Origin of the sequence: Aliiroseovarius crassostreae (genome assembly GCF_025137635.1) — a bacterium.
GTDB lineage: Bacteria > Pseudomonadota > Alphaproteobacteria > Rhodobacterales > Rhodobacteraceae > Aliiroseovarius > Aliiroseovarius crassostreae.
Window position 1 is genome coordinate 1,533,939 of sequence record NZ_CP080772.1, and the last position, 24,776, is coordinate 1,558,714.

Below are 24,776 nucleotides of genomic sequence, written 5' to 3' on the forward strand. Positions count from 1 at the left end.
CCCTCCCCTTTCCAATGGCGGGTGCACCCTGTTATTGAAGCGGTTTCGTCTTTCGCCTAGCCTGCCGGCAACGAGTTTAGGGAGACAGACATGACCGAAGAACGTCAATTGGGTTTTGACACACTGCAAATTCACGCCGGCACCGCTCCGGACCCGGCAACCGGCGCCCGTCAGGTTCCGATTTACCAGACCACCGCCTATGTATTCAAAGACGCCGAACACGCCGCGCGCCTCTTCAACCTTGAAGAAGTCGGCTATATCTACTCGCGCCTGACCAACCCGACCGTGGGGGCGCTGCAAAACCGGATTGCCGAACTCGAAGGCGGCGCGGGCGCAGTCTGCTGCTCTTCCGGTCACGCTGCCCAAATCATGGCGCTGTTTCCGCTGATGGGACCGGGGCTGAACATCGTGGCCTCAAACAAGCTTTATGGCGGCACGGTCACCCAGTTCACCCAGACGTTCAAACGGTTCGGCTGGGAAGCCAAGCTGGTGAACTTTGATGATCCGGCCGCCGTGGAAGCCGCGATTGACGACAACACCCGCGCGCTTTTCTGCGAAACCCTTGCCAACCCGGCGGGCGTGCCCACCGACATTCCGGCCATGGCCGAAATTGCCAACAAGGCCGGCATTCCGCTGATTGTTGACAACACCTCGGCCACCCCCTACCTGGTGCGCCCGATCGAGCTTGGCGCCACCATTGTTGTGCACTCCACCACCAAATACCTGACCGGCAATGGCACCGTGACCGGCGGGGCAATTGTCGATAGCGGCAAGTTTGACTGGATGCAAAACGACAAGTTCCCGTCGCTCAGCCAGCCGGAACCGGCCTATCACGGGCTGTGCTTCGGTCAGGCGCTTGGCCCGATGGCTTATACGTTCCACGGCATCGCCATCGGTCTGCGCGACCTCGGCATGACGATGAACCCGCAGGCCGCGCATTACACGCTGATGGGGATCGAAACCCTGTCGCTGCGGATGGAAAAACATCTGGCCAATGCGCGCAAAGTGGCAGAATGGCTGGAAGCGGATGACCGGATCGACGGCGTGACCTGGGCCAGCCTCGACAGCTCACCCTATAAGGCGCTGGCCGACAAGATCAGCCCGAAAGGCGCCGGCGCATTGTTCACTGTAGCGGTCAAGGGCGGGTATGATGCCTGCACCAAACTGGTCGACAGTCTGAAACTGTTCAGCCATGTGGCCAATCTTGGCGACACCCGCTCGCTGATCATCCACTCGGCCTCGACCACCCACCGCCAGCTGAGCGAAGAGCAGCAGGTGATGGCGGGTGCGGCCCCCAATGTGGTGCGCCTGTCCATTGGAACCGAGGATGCCGATGACATCATCGCTGACCTTGATCAGGCACTGGGCACCGCCTGTTCCTAAAGCGTTTCGGGATGAACTTGATACGCTTTAAATCTTACTGACAAAAAGGAAGAGCCGCCTCATCAGGCGGCTCTTTTTATTTACAACAGCTTACAGAGCGTTATTAATTCTCAACGCCCAGAGAAAACTCCATCAGAACCTGCGCTGAGATTTCGATTTCCCCTGCCGCGATCGGCATGTTTCCGTCTGCCTCCATCGACATGCGCGCCATACCGAACTGGGGCGACGGAGAGGCGCCCCCTTCGCTGATCCGCAGCACCGGCCCAAGTGACACCCCCGCGGCCTCAGCCAACAGATTGGCCTTGTGAACTGCGTCTTTGACCGCCGCGGCACGGGCCTGATCCTCGGCAGCCTGCCGGTCGCTCAGATCAAAACTCAATCCTTCGAACTGGTTGGCCCCGGCACGCATCACCCGGTCCAGAACCGGTCCCAGATCTGTGAGGTCGCGCACGACAATTGTCAGCGTCGATATGGCCTCGAACCCGACCTGTCGGGGGGGCGTGTTGCCAGAATAATCCATCATGGGCGAAAGACGCAGCTGGGTGGTTTGCATATCCTTTTCGGCAATGCCCGCCTTGCGCAGGTTTTCCAAAACCGAGGACATCGCCACGGCAACCTGACCGCTGGCCTCTGCCGCCTCTTTTGCCTGCTGACGCACCCCCAGACGGATCCGCGCGAGATCGGGTGCAACCGACACCGTGCCCTGCCCGCTGACCTGCACCTTTGGCAAGGGGCCCATATCCGCCTGCGCAGCACCTGCCATGCAGAGCGCAATCCCAAAAACAGCAAGTAATTTCTTCATGTTACTCTCCTATCTCACGCCAGCTTGCGCCATTTCCCGCCTTGTTCAATCAATTGCACCCTCCCACTCTTTCCATGGGCAATTTCCTGCTGTAGTTTCGGCTTGGCAGGCGGTTATTGGACCTAAATTGCAAGCGGGTATTGGGCTGGCTGGGTCCTCTCGTGTTTTGGCAAATGCCACAGGATCAGAAAGACGCAATGGCTGCGGTGACGTGCGCATGGAACGGCACCGGAGATGCGACAAGGGAAAAGAACACCGGTATGACGCCAGGATTTGCGCTTGATCTCACCCATGAGGGAATCGCCCTGATGCACCGCGGAAAGGGCGGCTGGTCCCTTGTTGGCGAGGTTAAGCTGGATGCAGCGGACCTGCCCGCACAACTGGGCATGATGCGCCAACGGGCCGTGGATCTGAACACCGGTGGATTTGCCACCTCGCTGATCATCCCTCCTTCTCAGCTGCTGTTCACAACCATGACAGCCCCCGGCCCCGATGACATCACCCGCGAGGCCCGCATCCGTGAAGGGTTGGAAGGGCTAACCCCCTACCCGGTCGATGAGCTGGTGTTTGACTGGTATGCCGATGGCGACATGGCCCATGTGGCGGTTGTGGTTCGCGAAACCCTGAAGGAAGCGGAAAGCTTTGCCGTGGAAAATCGGCTGAACCCGGTTGCTTTCATGGCACGCCCGCATGGCAGCTATGAGAGGGTGGCCGGTTTCGGCAAAACGGCCTGCGCGGCGGAACACCTGCCGGAAGAGGCCACGGTGGACCTTGATGAGCTTGCCCCTCCAATCCTGATGGGCACCGGCGCATCCCTTTCCTCTTTGGACACGCCTGCTTTGGACGCAGCCCAGACAGACACACCGGAGGTGAGTGGCAACGCCCCTCTGGCCGAACCTGAAGAGAACGCGTCGACACAGGATGGCGAAAAGCAGGATGATGCCACCCCGACGGCAGATACCCCCCCCGTTCTGGCGCCTTTTCCCCCTGACTTTGTTCCCGAAGAAAAAAGTGGTTCCAAACAGCCTCACAAGGATGCTGGCAAACCCGGCGACCAGAGCCTTGCTGGGCAGAATACTGAACAGAACACTGACACGCAGGGCAGTGACAAGCGCCCGGAGGCACCGACCTCGGCTCCCCGCTCCGATATGGCTCCACCTTCCGCCCTTGGCAGCACCTCCAAGCCCCCCTCTTCGGATGCGGGGAACAAAACACCTGCAGAAACACCCGCCCCCCCCGCGTTCGCAAGCCAGCGCAGTGGTCAGGATACACAAGCGGGTGGAAAGACCACCCCCTCCGTTCCGACAAAAACCGTTGCGACCCGACTTCACATCACCCCCCCGGCGGCCCCCACACATCGGCCGCAAGAAGTGCATGTGCCCGTGACAGCCCCCTCGCTGGAGGGAGCGGAAAACAAGACCATTACGCCCCCGGCTGAGGGCGCCCTGACGTCGCAGAAAACCGACAACACCGCACGGCCACACGGGGCGAAAGCTGCCAAGAAACCTGAAAAGCCGGCGCCAGAAGGCCCCCGTTCTGCCAACGAAGACAGGGCGGACAAGCCCCCTGTCGCGGCACCAGCTCAACCGGCAAAGCAGAAACAGCCCGCTCAGAAAACCAGCCCGGGCTCCACCGCAGCTCAGTCGAACATGGCTGTCGCGCCACCACCCGGAGCAATGTCAGGCGCCCCCAAAGTCCCGCAACCCGGCAAAGCCCACCGGTCCCCCTCCGAGACCGACGCGATGACAGTCTTTGGCGCACGCCGCAGTGACACGCCTGCGGGGCGGCGCAAATATCTCGGGCTGATTTTGGTGCTCGGTTTGCTCCTGATGATGGCCATTCTGGCCGTATGGTCGATGTTCTTTCTATCGGATCAGGCCAGCGAACTGTTCCCCGACCAGCCTGACCAGTTTGAAAGTGCGATCACAACCGGACCAGACAGCATTGACGCGGCAGAGCTGGAGGCCGAGCCGGAAGCGGCGGAAGATCTGGACGTCACAGATGCTGCGACGTCTGAAGGGTTTGAGCCGCTCTCTCAGGAAGTCGCAGCAACACGTTACGCGGCCACGGGCATCTGGGAACGCGCCCCCGATGCCATCGTCGGTCCGCCTGCCGGGGCCATTGACGACCTTTATGTCGCCTCGATTGACCCGGAAGGTCTTGCCCATGATGCGGTCGCTTTGCCCGACATCCCTCTTCAGACCTTGGCCTCGGGGACGCAGACCGGTGGCAGCCATCTTGCCCCACCCCCAAAAGGGACCAAATTTGACCTGGATGAGAACGGTTTTGTGCGCCCAACGGCCGAAGGTAGCCTGACGCGTGACGGGATTATGGTTTTTGCGGGGCTCCCCCCCCGTGTGCCGCCAATAAGGCCGGACGGGCTTTTTGAGGAAACAAGCCAGCCTGCCCCCGTTACGGCGGATCCCGCCCTGGCGGGCAAACGCCCACAGCTCCGTCCTGAGGGGTTGATTTTGACTGAAGAGGAACGGTTGTTTGCAGGCCGCACCCGTCAGGAACTGGCCACACCAGCGCCGACCCTACGCCCAGCCGGGCTGATTTCTCAGGTTCAGGCTGTCGCTCAGGCTGAGAGCATCGCAAATGCCGTAGAAAACGTAGCCCAGGCCGCTTTTGTCAGCCCGACGGAACAGGCCATCACCAGATCGCTCCTCCCCCGCCCGCGCCCCGGTCGCTTTGATAAAATCGTCTCCTCGGCGCCTCCGGTCGCGGATGCATCAGACGGATCGGTGGTCATTGCGGCAACTCCGCCCAATCAGGTTGTCACCCCTGCCCTGCCGACCCGCGCGTCTGTGGCCAAACAGGCCACGATGAAAAATGCGATCCCGCTGCGCAAGGTTGCGTTGATTGGCATCTATGGAAGTGCTGCAAAACGCCAGGCACTGGTGCGATTGTCCAACGGCCGGTATGTCAAAGTTGGTGTGGGGGATCGTCTGGATGGCGGACGGGTGGTGTCGATCTCTGAAGGGCAGCTTGTCTACAAAAAGGGGTCCCGGACCAACACGCTGAAAATTCTTCCCTTCAGCTGACCTTGCCACTTACAGACACTCCGCACCATCTTGCAATTTCTTGCGTGATCCACCTGCACGAACTATGGTTTGTGAAAAATTTCTGCAGGAAATGCTTATGGATCACCTAGATGCCCGCCTCTTGTCGGCGCTCCAGAAAAATGCCCATCTCACCGCCCAGGAACTGGGGGAAATCCTGCACCTGTCCCCCAGCCAGGCAGGGCGCCGCAGGCAACGTCTTGAGGAGCTTGGTATCGTCAAAGGATATACGGTGCGTCTGGATCCACTGGAGCTGGGCCTGTCTGTGCAGAGTTTCATTCAGGTAGAAATGTCGAGCCACACGCCAGAAGCGGCACAAGCTTTTTCACGCATGATCGAAACCCATCCAGAGGTGGTTTCGGCCTGGACCCTGACCGGGGCGGCGGACTATCTGCTGCGGGTCTATTGCGCGAACCTGGCTGCGCTCAATCACCTGATCCATGATGTTCTGTTGCCACATCCTTCAGTCGCGCGTGTCCAAAGCCAAATCGTGATGAACCAGTTGAAATCAGACGCCCCTTTGCCCGTGTCTCCGGACATTTAAGCGACGTTCTGGCAGATTTTCGTCCAGCGTTAACCAAGCGGGAAGGTCTGCCACATAGACTCCAGAGCAGCCATTTCTTACTCTGGATGTCTGACCGTGACCATGATTGAGCGCCGCAAGGATTTTCGCCCTGAAACAGGCGAAGCTCCCTTTCATCTGAATGAAATTTTCTTCTCGCGAACCGATGAGCGTGGGATCATTCGCTCAGGCAATGACATTTTCAAACGCGTGGCACATTATGAATGGTCAGAAATAATCGGCCATCCACACAACATCGTTCGCCACCCGGACATGCCCAAGGGCGTCTTCTGGCTGATCTGGGATGAGCTGAAAAAAGGCAATCCGATCAGCGGATATGTCAAGAACCGGGCAAAGGACGGGCTGCATTACTGGGTTTTCGCCGCGATGCTTCCCTTCGGCAACGGGTATCTGTCTGCGCGGATCAAACCGTCCTGCGGCAAGCTTGAGCTGATCGAAAACCTATATTCCGAAGTGCTGCAAACGGAACAGAATACATCCATCACGCCGCAGGACAGCGCCACCCTGCTGCTCGAAAAACTCGCGGAACATGGCTATGCAAGCTACAAGCAATTCATGGCCCAGAGCTTGGTCGAGGAAATGATTTCGCGGGACAAGAAACTGGAACATCCCAGCGACCGCACCATTCATAATTTCCAGAAAATGCACCAGCTTTCAGGGGCATTGCTACAGCAGACACAACAGCTCATTTCACAATTTGAAGCCATGCGGACCGTTCCGCATAATCTGCGTGTAATCGCCTCGCGGCTGGAACCCACCGGGGGACCTGTTTCAACCCTCTCACAGAACTATGGCATCATGTCACGGGAAATGTCGCAATGGTTTGAAACCCATGTTTTGGGGGAGAACAGCAACTTCTCAACCATTCGCGGAGCGGTAGAAAGCGCGATGACCATGTCGGGCATGGCCAAACTCTTAAAAGAATGCGCCGAGCAATTGCACAAGGAACGCCGCAGCATGGGGGAAAACGTGTCAATCACCAATGAACGCCGTTACATGGACGAAATTGCTGCGCGATATGTCCAGAAATGCGACACCTGCTTTCACGAGGTGAAACACGAAGCCGACCGCATCACCAAAGCCTGCGCCATCATGAACCGTCACGTTTTAGGCCTGTCGACAACGCGTGTCATGTGTAAAATTGAAAGCGCCCGCCGGCCTGACGCCGGGGACGCTCTTGATGACATCATCTCTCAATTGATGACATTCCAAAACCGGATCAAGCACCAGCTGGACAGCATTGCAACGCTCGGAGAGGATATTTCGCAACTGCGTGTCTGACACCGTATCCGAGTGGCAAAACCGGGTTGCGAGTCCCCCTACCCGTCCGAGACACCTGCTTCGGCAAAGGTCGCCATCCCGGAATGGCAGGCAATCGCACCTTTCAGGACGCCAATGGCAAGCGCCGCGCCGGAGCCTTCCCCCAGGCGCATCCCAAGCGACAAAAGCGGGGCTTTGCCGATATGCGTCAAAACACGCTCATGCGCGGCTTCTGCAGAAACATGCCCTGCCACAGCGTGATCCAATGCCCCGGGCACCACTGCCGACAGGCAGGCCGCCGCTGCCGAACAGATAAAGCCATCAAGAATGACCGGAATACCCTCAACCCGCGCACGCGCAATTGCACCTGCCATCGCAGCAATTTCACGCCCGCCCAGACAGCGAAGGGCCTCCAGACCGTTTTCCGAAGCTTGCGGATTTGCCGCCAGACCCTCTGCAACCACGCGGGATTTCAGATCAATTCCCGCATCATCCACCCCCGTGCCACGCCCGGTCCAATCGCCGGGGGCTCCGCCGAACAAAGCATGCGCAATGGCAGCGGCCGAGGTGGTATTTCCGATGCCCATTTCCCCGGTCACCAGAAGATCACATGCGGGATCAACCGCCTCCCAACCCGCAGTCAGCGCCGCAACCACCTCGTCTTCGCTCATGGCGGGGGCCTGCGTGAAATCAGCAGTGGGTTTGTCCAGCGACAGGGCATGCACATCCATTTTTGCCCCAAAAGCTTTCGACAACTGATTGATCGCCGCCCCACCATGCTGGAAATTCAGAACCATCTGTTCGGTCACTTCCGCCGGGAATGCGGAAACGCCCCGGGCGGTCACACCGTGGTTTCCAGCAAAAACAATCACCTGCGGCGCCTCGAGCGACGGACGCCCGTTGCCGCGCCAGCTTGCATACCAGATAGCGAGGTCTTCTAGACGGCCAAGCGCGCCCGGTGGCTTTGTCAGCTGCCCATTGCGGTCCTGCGCTGCGGCTTCGGCAGCGGTGTCTGGCCCGCGAGCCCCCTCCAAAAGCGCCTTGAATTCCGCAAGTGTGGAAAATGACTTGTCTGACATGGCCCGATCCCCGATTGATTCCTCGCTCTCTCCTCTTTACCGAGGAGAGGTGGAACGAACCAGATCACAAAAGACTTAATATGGCCAAACACGACATGCCCCTTCTTCACCCACAGGACGTGCCCGCCGCCCTTGGGCTGCTCAGCCGGTTACCTGTGCCGGTGAATGGCACCCTGGCCCTCGAGCGCGGTGCGCAAAGCGCATGGGCCTGGCCGCTGGCGGGTCTGCTGATTGCCGCAATCCCCAGCATCGCAGCACTTGCGCTCATTTGGATCGGATTGCCCGCCCCTTTGGCGGCTGTCAGCTTTCTGACGGTCCAGATCCTGATCACCGGCGCCCTGCATGAGGATGGGCTGGCCGATTGTGCGGACGGGTTTTGGGGCGGGTATGACCGTGTCAGACGGCTGGAGATCATGAAAGACAGCCGCATTGGCGCCTATGGTGTGATCGCCATTGGACTGTCTCTGGCGGCGCGTCTGCTTGCCCTGACTTCGGTTCTGACCGCGGGTCAGGCCGTTGATCTGGCCGCGGATCTGGGGGGGCCTTATTCCACTGTCATCCCCCTGATGGCCATCGGCATGATCAGCCGCCTGCCAATGGTGATACTCATGCATCTGCTGCCCAACGCACGCGGTGACGGGCTGGCACAATCGGTTGGCCGCCCGCCCATTTCAATCGTCTGCGTCGCCACGGCCCTCACCCTCGTGCTGGGTTTTGCGCTGCTTGGTATGCAGCTTCTGCCCATTCTGATCTGGACAGGTGCGGCGATGGGTCTGCTGGCTTTGGTCGCCAAGCGAAAAATTGCAGGCCAGACCGGCGACGTTCTGGGGGCCAGTCAACAGATCTCAGAAATTATCGGGCTGTTTGTTGTGGCAAGCCTGCTGACATAAAAATCCGCCGCCTGCAGGACACAGGCGGCGGATCCAGATATTCACACTGATCGGGCCGGTTTACGCGGCGCGCGAGGTCAGGACATCGCTGACTTTTTTCTGCGCGGCCAGCTCATCACCACCAGCAACTGCAGCCACTTCGCGGGTCAGGCGCTCAAGTGCAGCTTCATACAACTGACGCTCGGAATAGCTCTGTTCACGCTGGTCGTCATTGCGGTGCAGGTCACGCACCACTTCAGCGATCGCAATCAGGTCACCCGAGTTGATCTTCTGTTCATATTCCTGCGCACGGCGCGACCACATGGCGCGCTTGACCCGGGCTTTGCCCTTGAGCGTATCCATCGCCTTGGTGACTTCCGCATCACTTGCCAGTCCCCGCATGCCCACTTCCGTGGCCTTGTGGGTGGGGACGCGCAGGGTCATTTTGTCTTTTTCAAAGGAAATGACGAACAGCTCCAGCTGAATTCCGGCGATTTCCTGCTCCTCGATCGACAGGATCTTACCAACCCCATGGGCCGGGTAGACCACATAGTCGTTCGGGCGGAAATCATTCGTTTTCTTGCTCATACAAGTCTTCCTTCACAAGTCTGGTCATTTGCACGGTGCCGAAGACGCTCCTCAACAGACGACAAAAACACCGCGGGGGTGCAATCGCGCCCCTCGGTATGGTCATTTGATCGGAACATCCCCCGGACAGAGAGTGGCGCGGCCCATCTGACCATCTGCACCACCCTGATCCTATGTTTGGATCCTGGCTTTCATTGGCCACAGTATATCAAAAAAACAGACCAGACGAAAGAGCAGCCGCGCGCCACCCCTCACCACCCGTTGTAAATCAAAGGATTAAAGGGTTGGTGTCGCGAAATTCGCCCCCGATATCATGACCGGCAGGCGAATCAGATCTTTGGCAGGCTGAGATTACTGCTCAGCAGGAGCTTCCGAAAAATGGGTTTCGAGCTTGTTCTCGACACCATCCAGGTCTTCAGCCTCCGGCAGCGGGTCTTTGCGCTCAACAATCACCGGCCAAAGCTCGGCATATTTACGGTTGAATTCCACCCATTTTTCCGTTCCCGGCTCGGTATCAGCCCGGATCGCATCTGCAGGACATTCCGGTTCACACACGCCACAGTCGATGCATTCATCCGGATGGATGACCAGCATGTTTTCACCCTCATAGAAGCAATCCACGGGGCAGACTTCGACGCAGTCGGTGTATTTGCAGGCGATACAGTTGTCTTGAACAACGTAAGTCATGATGCATCCTCAAACCTTTGGCTGTGCCCCACTTATTTGAAGGCGCCGGATCAATCAAGCGGGGGCTGCCCGCTTTTCATCAAGTTGCGACGATCTTTCTTCGTTGGGCGCCCTTTTCCGTCAAATTTTGGCGCAGCACCCATATTTGGAGGAAAGTCGTTTTCCCCCTGTGGCGGGCTCAGATCCTCATACAGGGTCTGCGCCTCAGGCGCGGGACCACGCCGCACGGATAGCAGGGAAATTCTGACCACGCGCACAAGGCGCGCCTGCGGAAATGTCAAAACGTCGCCCGGGCCAATCTGGAACGCAGGTTTGGAGATCTTCTCTCCATTCACCCGCAGATGCCCCGCCGCGATCAGCTTGGTGGCCAAACCGCGGGTTTTGAAGAACCGCGCATGCCAGAGCCATTTGTCTGCCCGCATCCGGGCAGACGCGCCGCCCGGAGGAGTTTCTTCAGTGGGCGTTGCCGCCACTTACACTTAACCCTTGTCCTTGAGCGCCAGAAGCGCCGCGAACGGATTGTCCGGATCAACCTTCTTGTCGCGGTTCGACGGCCCGGTTGTGTAGGTCTTGGGTTTATTGTCGCGTTGGGGTTTACCCCCTTTGCCCCGACGATCGCCCTGAGGTTTACCCCGCGGCTTGCCGCCATCACGACCACCTTCACGGCGTTTGCCGCCCTGGGCTTTGCGATCCCCTTGCCGCTCACCGCTGTCGCGGCGACCACCTTGGTTGCGCGCGCCCTGACGGCGGTTGAACCCGCCCCAGGTGAACGTAAAGAACGTTTCCATCTCGGCCACGTCTGCCGCAGCCACTTCGCCCGGCGTTTCTGAGGGGGCTTCTTGCGGGGCATCCGCAGGAATTTCCGCGGGGGGCTCCGCAGGCGCCTCTGCCGGCGTTTCTGACGGTTGTTCCACCGGTGGTTCCGCAGGCGTTTCCTTCGGATCCGCGCCAGCTTCGGCTTCTGCCTCAGCCTTCACTTTCACCCGCTCCCCTTTTTCGGCCTTGTAGCCCAGCCCCTGCATCAGGTCCGCAAACTGCTCCAAGGTCATGCCAGTGATCGACAGCATATCCGCCTTGGCTTCAAAACCACTGCGGCTGTTCTCTACACGCAGCTGGTCGGCCAGGCGTTCCAGCATATCAATGCGAATCGCACGCGCACCTGCGGGACGATACCCGGACAGAAGATAGGCCGACGGATCCACTGCCTCGATCACCGGGATGGTAACGAGGCCGGGGGGCGGGGCTTCGGGGAATTCCTGCAGATTTTGCCACAGCGAATGCAGCACCAGACGCAGCCGGGTCGGTGCCGGTTTCAGCAAAAGCGGCATGAAAATGGTGAACTGACCAAAGCGGATGCCATGTTTGCGCAATACCCCACGGGCGTCCTGATCAAGATCCTTGACCTCCCCCGCGACCTTGTCGCGCGGGATAATGCCCAGCTCTTCGACCATGCGGAAGGCAAAGCCGCGGGCAAGCCCGGACAGGGTTTCGTCCTTCTGCATCGCCAAAAGCGGCTCAAACAACGCGGCCACTTTCCGGTCGATGAAGTGCTGCAGACGGCGTGCGACTTTTTCAGCCACATCCGCCCCGGCTTCTTCATCCACAAATGCCTCGACACGCGGTTTCAGAACATCGTCACCTTTGACGAGTTTCCCGACCGCGTATTCCCCCCACATCAGGCCACCTTGCTCGGTGAAATCCATTTCCGTATCTGGGGCATTATAGAATCGGTCTGCCCGCAGATGGAATTCCGGTGCCAGCGCCTGAAGGCTGGCCGCACGCAGGGTTTTTGCCTCTTCGGGGGATTGCGAGGCATCCTGGCTAAACCGGAACCCTTCCAGACGGCCAACAAACTGGCCTTCTACCGTCACTTCACCCTTGTCATTCACGTCAGCCACGAGGCTCTCCTTCTGCTTCAACCGGCGCAGAAGCACAGAGGTGCGCCGGTCAACAAATCTTTGGGTCAGCGCATTATGCAATGCGTCCGACAATCGGTCTTCTACAGCACGGGTGGCCCCGCGCCAATGGGCAACATCACGTAACCAGTCGCGGCGTTGCGCCACATATGTCCAAGTGCGAATAAACGCCAACCGTTTCGACAATGTGTCAATATCACCATCGGTGCGGTCGATGCGTTTCACCTGTCGTGCGAACCAGTCTTCGCGAATCTCTGCATGCTGGTGCAGATCCTTAAACAGGCTGGTGACAAGGCTGGCATGTTCACCATGGCTGATGCCACGGAAATCCGGCAGGCGGCAGACCTCCCACAAAAGCTGGGTTGAGGCACCATCAGTGGCACGGGCAGACACTTCTTCGTCGGCAGATACCAGTTTCAGCGCAATGAGGTCATCGGCGTCTCGGGCGCGGGTCAGGTGTTCGTTACCGCTTGGCGCCTCAAGCGACCGGATCAGCGCCTCTGGGGTGCCCATCTGCAGATCGCCATTGCGCCACATCAGTTTTTTCTGCGGTGTGAAACGATGCGCCGTGATGGCCTCAACCACCTCTTCCGCCATCGGCGGTGCCTCTCCGGTGACACCGAAAGAGCCATGGTTCATATGCCGACCAGCGCGGCCCGCAATCTGGGCAAGCTCATGCGGGAATAACGGGCGCATCCGGCGGCCGTCGAACTTCTCCAGCGCGGAAAACGCCACATGGTCGATATCGAGGTTCAACCCCATCCCGATCGCATCAGTGGCCACCAGGTAGTCCACATCGCCGTTTTGATACATCGCCACCTGGGCGTTCCGGGTGCGCGGGCTGAGCGCCCCCATGACCACCGCAACCCCGCCTTTCTGTCGGCGCATCAATTCCGCAATGGCATAGAGGTTATCGACAGAGAACCCGACAATGGCCGAGCGTCCGGGCATCCGGCTGATCTTTTTCGATCCGCCATAGACCAGTTCGGAAAACCGCTCACGGCGCAGAAATTCGACCTTCGGCACGAGGGCCGCAATCACCCCGCGCATCGTATCCGACCCGAGGAACAGCGTTTCATGGGTGCCACGCATATGCAGAAGACGGTCGGTAAAGACATGGCCGCGCTCTGGATCACAGCACAGCTGGATCTCGTCAATGGCCACGAAATCCGCCCCGATGCCCGGCGGCATCGCCTCAACCGTGCAGACCCAATATTGCGCCCGATCCGGCACGATCCGCTCTTCGCCGGTTACCAGCGCCACCACATTTGGCCCACGCAACCCAACCAGCTTGTCGTAGACTTCGCGTGCCAGCAGACGCAGGGGCAGGCCAATCACACCGGTGCGATAGCTGAGCATCCGCTCAAGCGCGTAATGGGTTTTCCCGGTATTTGTGGGCCCAAGCACCGCAGTGATGCGATTGCCGGCACGGGCTGTATCGGAAACCATCTGTTGGCCTTTTTTTGCGGGCTGATTGCGGGTCAGAGATCAGTTGCCAGCTGTTTGGTCAGCCGGGCCACCGCCTCTTTTACGTCCGGATTTCGCGGATGTATAGCAAGGACTTCATGGTACATTTCCAAGGCCCGGTCAGGTTCATCCAGTATTTCCATCACCACAGCAACCCCTTGCAGCGCATCAAAATGACGTGGCTCCAATGCCAGGGTCCGGCGCAGACTGTCCAGCGCGAGCCCATAGCGTTCTGCGCGGAAAAATGCCGTGGCGCGCAAATGCCAGCCCTCGGCAAACTCGGGGGCATGATCGGTCACGGCACCCAGATGTGAGAACGCTCCATCAAGATCGCCCGCTTCGATGGCGGATTTGGCCCGCATATAAAGCAGGTCAACCGAGGCAGAGCCACTTTGGGCCCAACGGCTCTGGATCGCCTGTTCCAGCGCCTGCCAGTTGCTGTCATCCGCCTGTTCCAATTGGGCATAAAGGGCGTCCAGCGGCACCTCTCTCTGATCTTGTGCCTGTGCACTCACCGGCGTCAGCAGACCCAGTGTGGATATCAGTAAAAAGAGGTGAAGGACACGAAACATGACCAAGGCTAGCGCGCATGGAATGACAGAACAATGGGGAAGCTTTCCCCCTTCCATCAACAAACCTCACATTCCCAAACGTCAGCGAAAAAATGAGTTTACCTCAACGTAAAGTCTAGGTTAGCGTTTCGGTAACACCTATATGACTAAAGCGGTTCGGTATTGACCTGACAATGGGAAAAACCGAACCACTGCAAGAGATATCAATGATGTGAGCGTTTCAGAATAAACATGTGTCTCAAGTTTATCCAGAAACGCTTCAGGTAAAGTGACCAATGGAGGATTGCACGTGAGCGACGTGATCACTGCGGCCGTAGCGGCCCTGAGCGAAAAACTGACCGGCGGATTTGACGCTGGCACCGCCAAATTCGAGATTGAAGGCGAAGGCGCCATCATCCTCGACAGCAACGGTGTGCGCGCAGGTGACGATGATGCGGATGTTACCCTGAAAGCAGATGCCGATGTCTTCGAAGACATTCTGGCCGGGAACCTGAACCCGACCACCGCCTTCATGACCGGCAAGCTGAGCGTGGATGGCAATATGGGGCTGGCGATGCAGCTGGGCAGCGTCCTGAGCTGATCCCCTCTTCCAAGGGCGGCGGATCACGCGATCAATCTGCGCAAGAGGCACCATGCTGAACGCACCGCTTTTTCATGATATTGCACAAGGTCCCGCTGGCGGGCAGGCCTATTGGCTGACCGCGACGGATGCTGTGCGCCTGCGGGCCGGCCATTGGCCGGCCACTTCCGGCTCGAACCTGCGGGGCAGCGTTCTTCTGTTTCCCGGACGCACCGAATATATTGAAAAATATGGCATTATCGCCAAAGAACTGTCTGAACAGGGATATCATACCCTGACGGTGGATTGGCGTGGACAGGGGCTTGCGGATCGCCCTGAACAGGACCGCATCCTTGGACATGTTGGGGATTTCGCAGAATATCAGCTGGATGTTCAGGCTTTTGTGGATCTGGCCCGGCAACTTGACCTCCCACGCCCTTGGTACCTGATCGGTCATTCCATGGGGGGCTGCATCGGATTGCGGGCCCTATTGAACAATCTTCCTGTGGAGGGGGCCATTTTCTCTGCCCCCATGTGGGGGATCTCCATGGCGCCCGCATTGCGACCAGTGGCGTGGAGCCTGAGCTGGGCCCTGCATATGAGCCCGTTCAAACATATGCTGACCCCCGGCACCCAGCGCGAAACATACCTGTCTCTTGCCCCGTTTGCCGATAACCTGCTGACCACGGATCCAGAAATGTATCGCTATATGAAGGCTCAGGCCGAGGCGCATCCGGAACTGACATTGGGGGGCCCGACGGCAGGCTGGTTATACGCCGCATTGTCAGAAACCCGCGCCTTGATGTTAACCCCGCCACCAAAGGTCAGAACCGTTACCTTTCTGGGCAGTTGCGAACGGATCGTGCAGGCGTCACCGATCCATGAACATATGCAACGGTGGCAAGACGGCAAACTGGTCATGATTGAGGGGGCGGAACACGAGGTCCTGATGGAAAGCGCGGAAATCCGGCAACGGGTCTATGACAGCTTGTCCTGCCTGTCCTCCCAACAGCCCTCCGTTGCGGAGCCGGTATGATAAGAACGCCACGTTCAGTCCGATTTTGCCCGTGACCGCTCAAAAACGCGGCCTACCCACCGACCCCAAAGCGTATCTGCAAAAATTACGTTACATCAGATCCGTGGGTCAGGTAGCTGACCATCCGGGCGGTTGAGGCATCCAGCCCGTCAACACCCTGCGCACCCGTCACCACCGGCACCAGCGCCGTGGCCAGTTCTTTGCCCAGCTCCACCCCCCATTGATCGAAGGAGTTGATCCCGAGGAGCACCCCTTCGACAAACACCCTGTGCTCATAAAGCGCCACGATCTGACCAAGCACGCGCGGTGTCAGTTTGGGGTAAAGCAATGTGGTTGAAGGGCGGTTGCCGGGGAATTCCCGGTGGGCAGCCTGACGGATCAGCTCCTCCCCCTCAAAACCTGCGGCGCGCATACGGGCTTCGGCTTCTTCCCTGCCCCGGCCCATCATCAATGCCTGCGACTGAGCCAGGCAATTGGCGACCAGAAGTTTGTGCTGATCTGCAAGGTCAGGCTCATGCCCTTCCCGCGCCACCATGAATTCGCAGGGGATCACAGCAGTCCCCTGATGGATCAGCTGATAAAACGCGTGCTGCCCATTGGTTCCGGGTTCGCCCCAGACCAGCGGGCCGGACACCACTTTCAGTGCCGTACCATCCATCGCCACACGCTTGCCGTTCGATTCCATCTCCAATTGCTGCAAATAGGCAGGCAAGCGTGCAAGTCGCTGCTCATACGGCAAAACCGCCCGCGTGGGATACCCACAGATCTGATGGTGCCAGATCCCCGTAAGGGCCAGCATCAGCGGCATATTTTCGCGCCCTTTGGCGGACCTGAAATGGGTGTCCATCGCCCGTGCCCCGGCCAACATCTCGGAAAACCGATCTGCTCCGATCGCTATCATGATCGACAGACCAATTGGTCCCCACATGGAATAGCGCCCACCAACCCAGTCTTCAAAACCGAACACGCGCTCAGCCGACAAGCCCCACTCGGCGGTCTTTTCTTCATTCGAGGACAGGGCCACGAAATGCAGTGCGGCTGCAGCGTCACCAACTTGATTGGCGATCCATTTGCGGGCCACCTCGGCATTGGTCATGGTTTCGACAGTTGTAAATGTCTTTGACGCCACGATCACCAGGGTTTCCGCGGGGTTGAGGCGGCGCAGCGTGTCGTGAATATGTGCCCCGTCGAGGTTTGAGACGAAATGCACGTCGGGCCCGTCATGATAAGGCGCCAGCGCCCGGACAGCCATCACCGGGCCAAGGTCGGACCCGCCGATCCCAATGTTCAGAACATGTTTGAAACGCCCCCCCGATGGGGAGCGGATCTGTCCCGCCCGCAGCCGGGTCGAGAAATCGCGCATCCGTTCCAGCGTCGCCTGAACCTCGGGCACGACATCCTGCCCGTCCACCATAATCCGCCGCGCCGTGGTGGCGCGCAGCGCAGTGTGCAGCACCGCCCGGCCTTCGGTTTCGTTGATGGGTTCGCCGGAAAACATGGCTTCACGCCGATCTTCCAACCCGGCCTCTGATGCGAGTTCCAGAAGAAGCGATACGGCGTTGTCATCCATCGCGGTTTTTGACCAGTCAAGCACCATGTCCAGGGCTTCGGTCGAAAACATCTCTGCCCGGTCGGGCGCGTCGAAAAGGTCAATAATACGCTGAGCTTGATGCGCGGCCCGATGGGCTACAAGCTTTTCAAATGTCATACTGCACTCTGTTTGATAGGGTAGAAACCTGCACTGCACTGAACCGACTATACACATTCCCCGCGGGCTGACCATATGCCCCGAACATCACGCGGCCCAATGCACGTTCAGCGCCCCAAGCAGCGCTTTGATGGGAGCGTCCAGCGCATCCTCTGCCTCCATCGCCTGTGCAAGCGCGTCACGCTTGGCCTGCCCGGTGATAATCAGGTGTTTGTTCACCGCCGAGTTCAATGCCCGCGCGGACAACGTGACGCGCGGCTCCTCTGCACCGGGGGCGATCATGGTCAGTGCAGCTGGCGCTTCACGCGACAAAGCCTGTGCAAGCTGGTCACCGCCGGGAAACAAACTGGCCGTATGCATATCCTCCCCCATCCCCAACACGGCGACAGAGAGCGGCAGGCAATCCTCCACCCGATCGGAAATCTGCGCAATCACCTGCTCGGGCGTGGCCCCGGCGTGATAGAGGGGCACAAGATTGGCGCGGGCCGCCCGGCTGGTCAGCAGCCGGTCCCGCAGCATGGCCGTGTTGGAACGCGGATGCGTTTCCGGCACCCAGCGTTCATCGGTCAGCATCACATCCACCCGCGCCCAATCCAGATCCGCCGCACAAAGCGCGTCAAAAACCGGGCCCGGTGTCGCGCCGCCCGGCACCGCCAGGCTGGCGCGGTCTTCATGTTCCAATGTCATCACAAGCTCAGATGCGATGCGGTCCGCCAAGTCCAGCATCATCATGTCCTGGTCGGGGTAATCAATCAGCTTCATTCGCGCAGCTCCCTCCAACGACGTCCATCTTTATGTAGTAACATCAATGCCTCATCCGGCCCAGACGTGAATGGGTCATAGGAATGCGGTTTGTCGCGACGCGCCTGCCAGCCTTCGATGATCGGATCCGTCCAGGCCCAGGCCGCCTCCACCTCATCGCCACGCATAAACAGGGTCTGATTGCCGCGGATCACGTCCATGATCAACCGCTCATAGGCATCCGGCACGTCAGCCACCTCTTCGCCCAGGGCTTCTGCAAAGGTCATATCGAGCGGCACATCGATCAGCCGCATCCCCCCCGGCCCCGGTTCCTTGATGGTCACTTTCAGATCCATGCCCTCATTTGGCTGCAACCGGATCGACAACTCATTGGCAGACTGGCCGGTATCTTCCTCAAAAATGGAATGGGGCGGTTCTTTGAAACGAACCACGATCTCAGACATGCGCGCGCGAAGACGCTTGCCCGTGCGCAGGTAAAACGGCGTGCCGTTCCAACGCCAGTTCGACACGTGCAGCTTCATCGCGATGAAACTTTCCGTATCACTTGCATCGACTTCGGCGTCCCCCGCATAGGCAGGAACTTCGTCGTCGCCACGATACTGCCCCCGCACCAGATCTTCGGGCGCCACCGGATCAAGGGCCCGGATCACCTTCAGCTTTTCATCCCGCACCGCATCTGGATCGAATTTCGAGGGAGGCTCCATCGCCGTGAGGCACAAAAGCTGCATCAGGTGGTTTTGCACCATATCGCGCATCGCCCCCGAGCGGTCATAATAGGCCCCGCGCCCGGCGACCCCAACGGTTTCCGCAACAGTGATCTGGATATGATCCACATATTGCGCATTCCACAGCGGCTCAAACAGCATGTTTCCAAACCGCAGCGCCATCAGGTTCTGCACCGTTTCCTTGCCCAGGTAGTGATCAATCCGATAGATCTGGCTTTCTTCAAAATGCCGGGCCAGCGTGGCATTGAGCGCGCGCGCGGTTTCCAGATCATGCCCGAACGGTTTTTCGACAACGATCCGTGCCTGTGGGCCAGCAATTTCATGCCCCCGAAGGCGTTCGGCGATCGGTCCAAACAGGCGAGGGCCAACAGAAAAGTAAAAGGCCTGCACCACGTCCTTGCGCATTTCTTTGGCGAGATGCGCCCATCCCTCATCCCCAAGTGCGTCAATCGCCACGTAAGAAAAAAGATCAAGAAACCCCCTCAACACACTGGGATCACATTTCTTTTTCGACACGAATTCGCGCACGGCAGTTTCAACAAAGTCCCGATACCCTGCACAATCAAGCTCTGACCGGGCCGCGCCGATGATACGCGCCTCTGCGGGGATCTGCCCATCACGATAGCGGCGATAGAGGCCCGGCAAGATCTTGCGACGGGCCAGATCGCCGGTCCCTCCAAAGATGACCAGATCGAAAGGATCCACAGGGATAACGCGCGAAACCATGAAGCTCTCCGTAACTTATCTGTCGCAAACCACGTGCCGGTTAGCGATCATCCATCCTGCGTGGGCTTGCAAGCGGCCATGACACACAGAAGTTCGAACATGATCGACGCTCCTAGATAGGCTGTTGCGCCAGCGGGGTCAAATGGCGGCGACACTTCAACCAGGTCGGCGCCGACAATCTTTATCCCCTCAAGGGCGCGCACCACCTGAAGCGCCTGATAGGAGGTCGGCCCGCCCACCTCTGGCGTGCCGGTGCCCGGCGCAAAGGCCGGATCCACGAAATCGATATCATAGCTGACATAGGTATCCCCCGCGCCGACGATTTCGCACGCCTCGTGCATCACATCGACAACGCCACGGGCATGGAACTCCTCAATCGGGATCACGCGAATGCCCACTGCATTGGCAAAATCCCGGTCCTCGCTATCATATGCCGTGCCACGGATCCCGATCATGACCACGCGCTTCGGATCCAGCAGTTCTTCTTCAACCGCGCGCCGAAACGGGGTGCCATGGGTATACATGGTGCCATCAAAATAGGAATGGAACAGGTCGGTGTGGCTGTCGAAATGCACCATGCCCAGCGGGGCATCCCCGCTCAGCGCCCGCAGAATGGGTAAGGTGCACAGGTGGTCCCCTCCGCCAGTCAGAGGCCGGATCCCTGCCCGCTTCACCCGGGTGTAAAAGATCTGCATCCGCTCAAGACTGTCCATGACATCCGCGGGGTTTGGCGCCACGTCCCCCAGATCAGCACAGTTCATCACTTCAAACGGGCGCATACCGGTGGCGCCATTTTGCGCACGGATCATGGTGGACATGTCCCGCAACTGGCGGGGACCATGGCGCGGACCTGGCCGGTTGGTGGTGCCGCCATCCCATGGCGCACCAATCAGCCCCACATCCACCTCTTTGATCCGCTCATGATCCAGATCGACATGCGGCAAGCGCATGAAAGTGGGGATGCCCGCAAAGCGTGGCAGGTCAAACCCCGAGACGGGTTTGAAAAAGTCATCGGTTTTCTGATTGATCATCTGAGCCTCCCTTTGGGACAGGCTAACCCGATCCAGACATCCCGTCTTCACTTTTCAGATGGCATCGCCTGTCCATCAGGCATCCAACTCGGCATCCCAATACAGAAAATCCATCCAACTTTCATGCAAATGGTTAGGAGGAAACTTGCGCCCGACATTGCGCAGCTCTTCCGCCGTGGGTTGCCTCGCGGGTTTGCGCAAGCTCAGACCTGACCGATGCAGAGGTTTGCACCCCTTTTTCAGATTGCACTTCTGGCACGCCGCGACCACGTTTTCCCAACTGGTCACGCCACCTGATGCCCGCGGCACCACGTGATCGAAGGTCAGGTCCCCTTTGCCCCCGCAATACTGGCAGCAAAATTCATCCCTCAGAAATAAATTAAAGCGCGTGAAGGCCACGCGCTTTTGGGGTTTGACGTAATCTTTCAGAACCACAACCGAGGGGATCCGCATCTCCATACTGGGGGAATGAACCAACTCATCATATTCCGCCAGAATATTGACCCGGTCCAGAAACACCGCCTTGATCGCCTCCTGCCAAGGCCAAAGCGAAAGCGGATAATAGGACAGGGGCCTGAAATCCGCATTCAGGACCAAGGCCGGGTGCTGCTTTATCCGCCCCGGCTCCCTCGTAAACTCTGTTCTGAAATCGCCATCCATTTGGGACTCCCCCACCGCCCTGTGCTTAACCTCTTTGGTTCACGGGGCGGGAGCTCCCGCCCCTGCGCTTGGTTCAACTATATATAGGAACAGAAACCAAACAACCCCCAAGATAGAGGGTTGTGTGAGCTATAACCGCAAGAGGTGACAAAGATGTGACGGACCAAATGACCGTGACTGGCGCTTATTGTTCGCCTTCATTTCCCATCTGCATCTTCTGAATGCCGAGTTTATCGAGCATGAACTGCAACGCAACCGACAGCCCGTCCATGGCAATGCCATGGCCAGTGCCTTTCATAATGAACCCATAGGTTTCAAACCCGTTGGCCTCAAGAATGGTGCCACTTTCGCTGAAATGTTGCGGCGGGACCATATCGTCCTGATCGCCATGAACCAAAAGCACCGGCGGCTTGCTGACAATATGAGCTGCAAACTCGTCCGGCTCCAGCATCCGACCCGAAAAGGCCACGATACCGGCCACAGGTTCGGTGCGTTTCGGCAACACGCGAAGGCTCATCATCGTGCCTTGAGAGAACCCGAAAACAATGAGTTGTGAGGGGGTTATCCCCTCCTCTTCAAGCACCCCATCCAGAAAAGCATTGATGTCGGCCTCGGCCATTTCCGCGCCACGCATTGCGTCTTCTTCCGACGATCCATCAAGCCACGGGATGGGAAACCACTGATAGCCAAACGGATTGCCCGCACATTTCTCCGGCGCGTCAGGCGCAATGAATGTGGTATCCGGCAGATGTTCGGACAGGGGATCCGCCAACCCCAGAAGGTCCGCCCCATCCGCACCATACCCATGCAGGAACACCACCACAGATTTGGTTGTGCCCGAAGCCGCAGGGCGGCGTTTTGCATCCAGAATGCGAGTCATCAGCGGATCCCTTCCCTTTGTTTGATCACCCGGTAATAGGCCCACAAGAGCCGCGCTGCAACGCCCCTCCATGGGGACCAGGCCTCTGCCATCACTTTCAGTTCACGATCTTTTGGGCGCGCAGGCAGATCAAACATCTCTTTCGCGGCTTCCTGAAGGGCCAGATCCTTAGCTGGAAAGATATCTGCACGCCCCAGCGAAAACAGGGCATAGATCTCGGCGGTCCACTCTCCGATGCCGGTGACCGCAGTGAGCGTCGAAATCACCTGATCAGAAGAGGCAGACTGCAACGCCGCGTAATCAATCCCCGCATTTGCAAGGGCCTGCGCATAGCGGATTTTTGGACGAGACAGGCCAAGTTGCGCGAGGTCTTCGGTGCTTGCCTGCGCAACCCGCTCGGGCGTGACCAGCCCGGCCCCCTCGATCCGCTCCCAGATGGCCTGCGCCGATGCGGTCGACACCTGCTGAGAGACGATCGCGGACAAAAGCGCCGCAAACCCGTCCGACCTCAGCCGCAACGGGATTTCATCAATCTGCTCAAGGGCTTTCGCAAATCGTGGCTCACATGCGACCAGCCAATCGGCCCCCTCTTTCAAGCAGGCTTGCCCTGTGATCACACGCTCCATCATTGATGGGCCTCTGCCCAGGCCATGACCTCGTCCAATGTCGAAACCGTCTCTGCATCCGGCCCATCCGGGCGGGCGATCATGACCACCTTCACCCCAAGCGCTCGCGCGGCGTCAAGTTTGGCGCGCGCCGCCCCCCCGGCGTTTTTGGCAACCAGCCAACCCACGCCAAGCTGCTTCAGCAAAGCGGTTTCTGCCGCCCGGGTAAAAGGCGGACGTCCGGTGATCCATCCGCCGGACAAGGGAAAAGGCTCTGACCCATCATCCACCCGCCTGCAAAACAGAACCCGACCCGGCAACGCCTTGGCGATATCGCTGCTCTGCCCTCCAGTGGCGAGGAACACTCTCTCCTTTTCTCCAATTAAGTCAGACAGTTGATGTATATTTTCAACAATGTCCCAGGTTTCACCGGGGATCGGTGCCCACGCGGGGCGAGAATATCTGAGATAGGGGATCGACAAGGCGGCGCAAATCTCGGCACTCCGCTGGCTGATCCGGTCGGCAAAAGGGTGCGTGGCGTCGATGACAAGATCAAATGCCTGATCCGTCATATAGGCGGCCTGCGCCTCCTGACCACCAAACCCACCTATGCGCGTGGTCACCGCCATTGGTCTGGGCTGGCGCGTTGAACCGGCAAGGGACGCAATCACCTCAAACCCCGCCTTGGCAAGACGGTTTGCCAATTCACGCGCTTCCGCAGTTCCCGCAAGCAGCAGGAGGCGCCGCCGGCTCATCCGCCCACCTGTGCGATGATGTTGCCCGGGCGGTCGATCATGACGATATCCACGACACAATCCGTGTTGCGCAAAATTTGACGCACCTGCGCCAACGCCTTGTCTGCCACAACATCAACCATCATTTTTCCATACTTTTCATAGGCCTGAAGCGCGGTATTCATCCCCCGAACATCCTCATCTCCAAGCCAATCCGCCAGCAGATCAAAGTCCACCTGACTGCGGCGCGAATGCAGATCGCGCGCGCCCTGTGCGAGCTTGGTGATCTTGCCGATCCCGCCCCCAACCGTCACCCGTCCCACCGGATGTTTGGCAAGGTATTTCAGCATACCCCCGGCAAAATCCCCCATATCGATCATGGCGCCATCACTCAGACCATAGAGGGATTGCACAGTGGCCTCTGAGGTGGCCCCGGTGCAGCCAGCCACATGGGGCAGCCCGGTGGCTCGCGCCACATCGACACCACGGTGGATAGAGGCGATCCATGCCGCACAGGAGAACGGCCGCACCACCCCCGTGGTGCCGAGGATCGACAGCCCGCCAACAATTCCCAGCCGCGGGTTCCAGGTCTTTTGAGCGAGGTCCGCGCCTCCCCGCACGGAAATCGTCACATCAAGGTCAGGCACATGATTGAATTGGCGGGCGGCGGCCTCGATCACTTCGGTGATCATACGGCGCGGCACCGGGTTGATTGCGGGCTCTCCCGGAGGCACGGGCAGGCCCGGCTTGGTCACCATACCCACGCCTTCCCCGGCGAGAAAGCGAATGCCCTGGCCCGCAGTGCCAGTGCGCACATGGGAAAGAATCAGCGCACCGTGGGTAACATCCGGATCGTCGCCCGCATCCTTGATCACCCCAACCTCGGCCCAGCCCTGACCATGATGCGCAACCTCAAGGTCAAACTCGGGCATCTCGCCTTTGGGCAAAGTGATCGACACCTTGTCCGGAAACGCCCCGCCCCACAGGTGATGCACCGCCGCACAGGTGGCAGCGGTGGCACAGGCCCCCGTGGTCCAGCCACGGCGCAATTGAACTGGGTTTGTCTCGGTCATCGGCGTGAC

At 59.0% G+C, this 24,776-nt stretch carries 23 protein-coding genes; 7 read left to right on the top strand and 16 right to left on the bottom strand.

The window, feature by feature from the left end; genetic code table 11:
* Nucleotides 1-90: 90 nt before the first annotated feature.
* Nucleotides 91-1,383: an O-acetylhomoserine aminocarboxypropyltransferase/cysteine synthase family protein gene (locus tag K3J57_RS07335; RefSeq protein ID WP_259794750.1), complete on the top strand. Its 1,293-nt coding sequence runs from the start codon at nucleotides 91-93 to the stop codon at nucleotides 1,381-1,383.
* Between the two features lie 103 nt (nucleotides 1,384-1,486).
* Here the strand turns inward: K3J57_RS07335 and K3J57_RS07340 are convergent, their stop codons facing one another.
* Nucleotides 1,487-2,185 (bottom strand): SIMPL domain-containing protein, encoded by a 699-nt coding sequence (locus tag K3J57_RS07340; RefSeq protein WP_259797687.1) that lies wholly within the window; start codon nucleotides 2,183-2,185, stop codon nucleotides 1,487-1,489.
* A 260-nt stretch (nucleotides 2,186-2,445) separates the two neighbouring features.
* Here K3J57_RS07340 and K3J57_RS07345 point away from each other — a divergent pair, with 260 nt between their 5' ends.
* From K3J57_RS07345 to K3J57_RS07355, 3 genes are all read left to right on the top strand, one after another.
* Complete coding sequence (locus K3J57_RS07345; RefSeq protein WP_259797688.1) at nucleotides 2,446-5,229, top strand: hypothetical protein; 2,784 nt, start codon at nucleotides 2,446-2,448, stop codon at nucleotides 5,227-5,229.
* 91 nt (nucleotides 5,230-5,320) lie between these two features.
* Nucleotides 5,321-5,791, top strand: coding sequence for an Lrp/AsnC family transcriptional regulator (locus K3J57_RS07350; RefSeq protein ID WP_259787034.1), 471 nt, complete (start codon nucleotides 5,321-5,323; stop codon nucleotides 5,789-5,791).
* A 102-nt stretch (nucleotides 5,792-5,893) separates the two neighbouring features.
* Entirely contained in the window at nucleotides 5,894-7,111 is a 1,218-nt protein-coding gene (locus K3J57_RS07355; protein ID WP_311196516.1) for a PAS domain-containing protein, read from the top strand.
* A 38-nt stretch (nucleotides 7,112-7,149) separates the two neighbouring features.
* Here the strand turns inward: K3J57_RS07355 and cobT are convergent, their stop codons facing one another.
* A complete protein-coding gene (gene cobT, locus K3J57_RS07360) occupies nucleotides 7,150-8,169 on the bottom strand; it encodes a nicotinate-nucleotide--dimethylbenzimidazole phosphoribosyltransferase (RefSeq protein ID WP_259797690.1) in 1,020 nt (339 codons plus the stop codon).
* Nucleotides 8,170-8,264: 95 nt separating this feature from the next.
* Here cobT and K3J57_RS07365 point away from each other — a divergent pair, with 95 nt between their 5' ends.
* Nucleotides 8,265-9,059: an adenosylcobinamide-GDP ribazoletransferase gene (locus tag K3J57_RS07365; RefSeq protein ID WP_259797691.1), complete on the top strand. Its 795-nt coding sequence runs from the start codon at nucleotides 8,265-8,267 to the stop codon at nucleotides 9,057-9,059.
* Between the two features lie 60 nt (nucleotides 9,060-9,119).
* Here the strand turns inward: K3J57_RS07365 and K3J57_RS07370 are convergent, their stop codons facing one another.
* The 5 genes from K3J57_RS07370 to K3J57_RS07390 all read right to left on the bottom strand — a co-directional run bounded on the left by K3J57_RS07370 (nucleotide 9,120) and on the right by K3J57_RS07390 (nucleotide 14,268).
* The gene (locus K3J57_RS07370; protein WP_259797692.1) at nucleotides 9,120-9,626 is read right to left on the bottom strand and encodes a CarD family transcriptional regulator; all 507 of its coding nucleotides are present in this window, start codon (nucleotides 9,624-9,626) and stop codon (nucleotides 9,120-9,122) included.
* A 351-nt stretch (nucleotides 9,627-9,977) separates the two neighbouring features.
* Nucleotides 9,978-10,313, bottom strand: coding sequence for a ferredoxin FdxA (gene fdxA / locus K3J57_RS07375; RefSeq protein WP_173487004.1), 336 nt, complete (start codon nucleotides 10,311-10,313; stop codon nucleotides 9,978-9,980).
* Nucleotides 10,314-10,363: 50 nt separating this feature from the next.
* Entirely contained in the window at nucleotides 10,364-10,735 is a 372-nt protein-coding gene (locus K3J57_RS07380) for an Hsp15 family ribosome-associated heat shock protein (RefSeq protein WP_259774859.1), read from the bottom strand.
* Between the two features lie 57 nt (nucleotides 10,736-10,792).
* Entirely contained in the window at nucleotides 10,793-13,678 is a 2,886-nt protein-coding gene (locus K3J57_RS07385; RefSeq protein WP_259794763.1) for a helicase-related protein, read from the bottom strand.
* A 32-nt stretch (nucleotides 13,679-13,710) separates the two neighbouring features.
* A complete protein-coding gene (locus K3J57_RS07390) occupies nucleotides 13,711-14,268 on the bottom strand; it encodes a tetratricopeptide repeat protein (protein WP_259797693.1) in 558 nt (185 codons plus the stop codon).
* Between the two features lie 289 nt (nucleotides 14,269-14,557).
* On the opposite strand from K3J57_RS07390, the gene K3J57_RS07395 reads away from it, so the two are divergent.
* Both K3J57_RS07395 and K3J57_RS07400 read left to right on the top strand, forming a co-directional pair.
* The gene (locus K3J57_RS07395; protein ID WP_055192527.1) at nucleotides 14,558-14,848 is read left to right on the top strand and encodes an SCP2 sterol-binding domain-containing protein; all 291 of its coding nucleotides are present in this window, start codon (nucleotides 14,558-14,560) and stop codon (nucleotides 14,846-14,848) included.
* 52 nt (nucleotides 14,849-14,900) lie between these two features.
* Nucleotides 14,901-15,863, top strand: a complete 963-nt coding sequence (locus K3J57_RS07400; RefSeq protein ID WP_259797694.1) for an alpha/beta fold hydrolase — start codon at nucleotides 14,901-14,903, stop codon at nucleotides 15,861-15,863.
* An 85-nt stretch (nucleotides 15,864-15,948) separates the two neighbouring features.
* On the opposite strand, the gene pgi is transcribed toward K3J57_RS07400, so the two are convergent.
* The 9 genes from pgi to K3J57_RS07445 form a co-directional block, all read right to left on the bottom strand.
* Nucleotides 15,949-17,571, bottom strand: coding sequence for a glucose-6-phosphate isomerase (pgi, locus tag K3J57_RS07405; protein WP_259794767.1), 1,623 nt, complete (start codon nucleotides 17,569-17,571; stop codon nucleotides 15,949-15,951).
* Between the two features lie 87 nt (nucleotides 17,572-17,658).
* Nucleotides 17,659-18,333, bottom strand: coding sequence for a 6-phosphogluconolactonase (pgl, locus tag K3J57_RS07410; protein WP_259794769.1), 675 nt, complete (start codon nucleotides 18,331-18,333; stop codon nucleotides 17,659-17,661).
* Nucleotides 18,330-19,784: a glucose-6-phosphate dehydrogenase gene (zwf, locus tag K3J57_RS07415; RefSeq protein WP_259794771.1), complete on the bottom strand. Its 1,455-nt coding sequence runs from the start codon at nucleotides 19,782-19,784 to the stop codon at nucleotides 18,330-18,332. The genes pgl and zwf overlap by 4 nt, the downstream gene beginning before the upstream one ends.
* Before the next feature lie 47 nt (nucleotides 19,785-19,831).
* The gene (locus tag K3J57_RS07420) at nucleotides 19,832-20,815 is read right to left on the bottom strand and encodes an agmatinase (RefSeq protein ID WP_259797695.1); all 984 of its coding nucleotides are present in this window, start codon (nucleotides 20,813-20,815) and stop codon (nucleotides 19,832-19,834) included.
* 75 nt (nucleotides 20,816-20,890) lie between these two features.
* Entirely contained in the window at nucleotides 20,891-21,475 is a 585-nt protein-coding gene (locus K3J57_RS07425; RefSeq protein WP_055192533.1) for an HNH endonuclease, read from the bottom strand.
* A 184-nt stretch (nucleotides 21,476-21,659) separates the two neighbouring features.
* Entirely contained in the window at nucleotides 21,660-22,355 is a 696-nt protein-coding gene (locus K3J57_RS07430; RefSeq protein ID WP_259786941.1) for an alpha/beta hydrolase, read from the bottom strand.
* Nucleotides 22,355-22,984 carry a DNA-3-methyladenine glycosylase family protein gene (locus K3J57_RS07435; RefSeq protein ID WP_259797696.1) on the bottom strand — a complete coding sequence of 210 codons (630 nt, stop codon included), beginning with the start codon at nucleotides 22,982-22,984 and terminating at the stop codon, nucleotides 22,355-22,357. The genes K3J57_RS07430 and K3J57_RS07435 overlap by 1 nt, the downstream gene beginning before the upstream one ends.
* Nucleotides 22,981-23,715 (bottom strand): cobalt-precorrin-6A reductase, encoded by a 735-nt coding sequence (locus K3J57_RS07440; protein WP_259797697.1) that lies wholly within the window; start codon nucleotides 23,713-23,715, stop codon nucleotides 22,981-22,983. Before K3J57_RS07440 ends, K3J57_RS07435 begins: the two co-directional genes overlap by 4 nt.
* Entirely contained in the window at nucleotides 23,712-24,767 is a 1,056-nt protein-coding gene (locus tag K3J57_RS07445; RefSeq protein ID WP_259797698.1) for a cobalt-precorrin-5B (C(1))-methyltransferase, read from the bottom strand. The genes K3J57_RS07440 and K3J57_RS07445 overlap by 4 nt, the downstream gene beginning before the upstream one ends.
* Nucleotides 24,768-24,776: the final 9 nt, after the last annotated feature.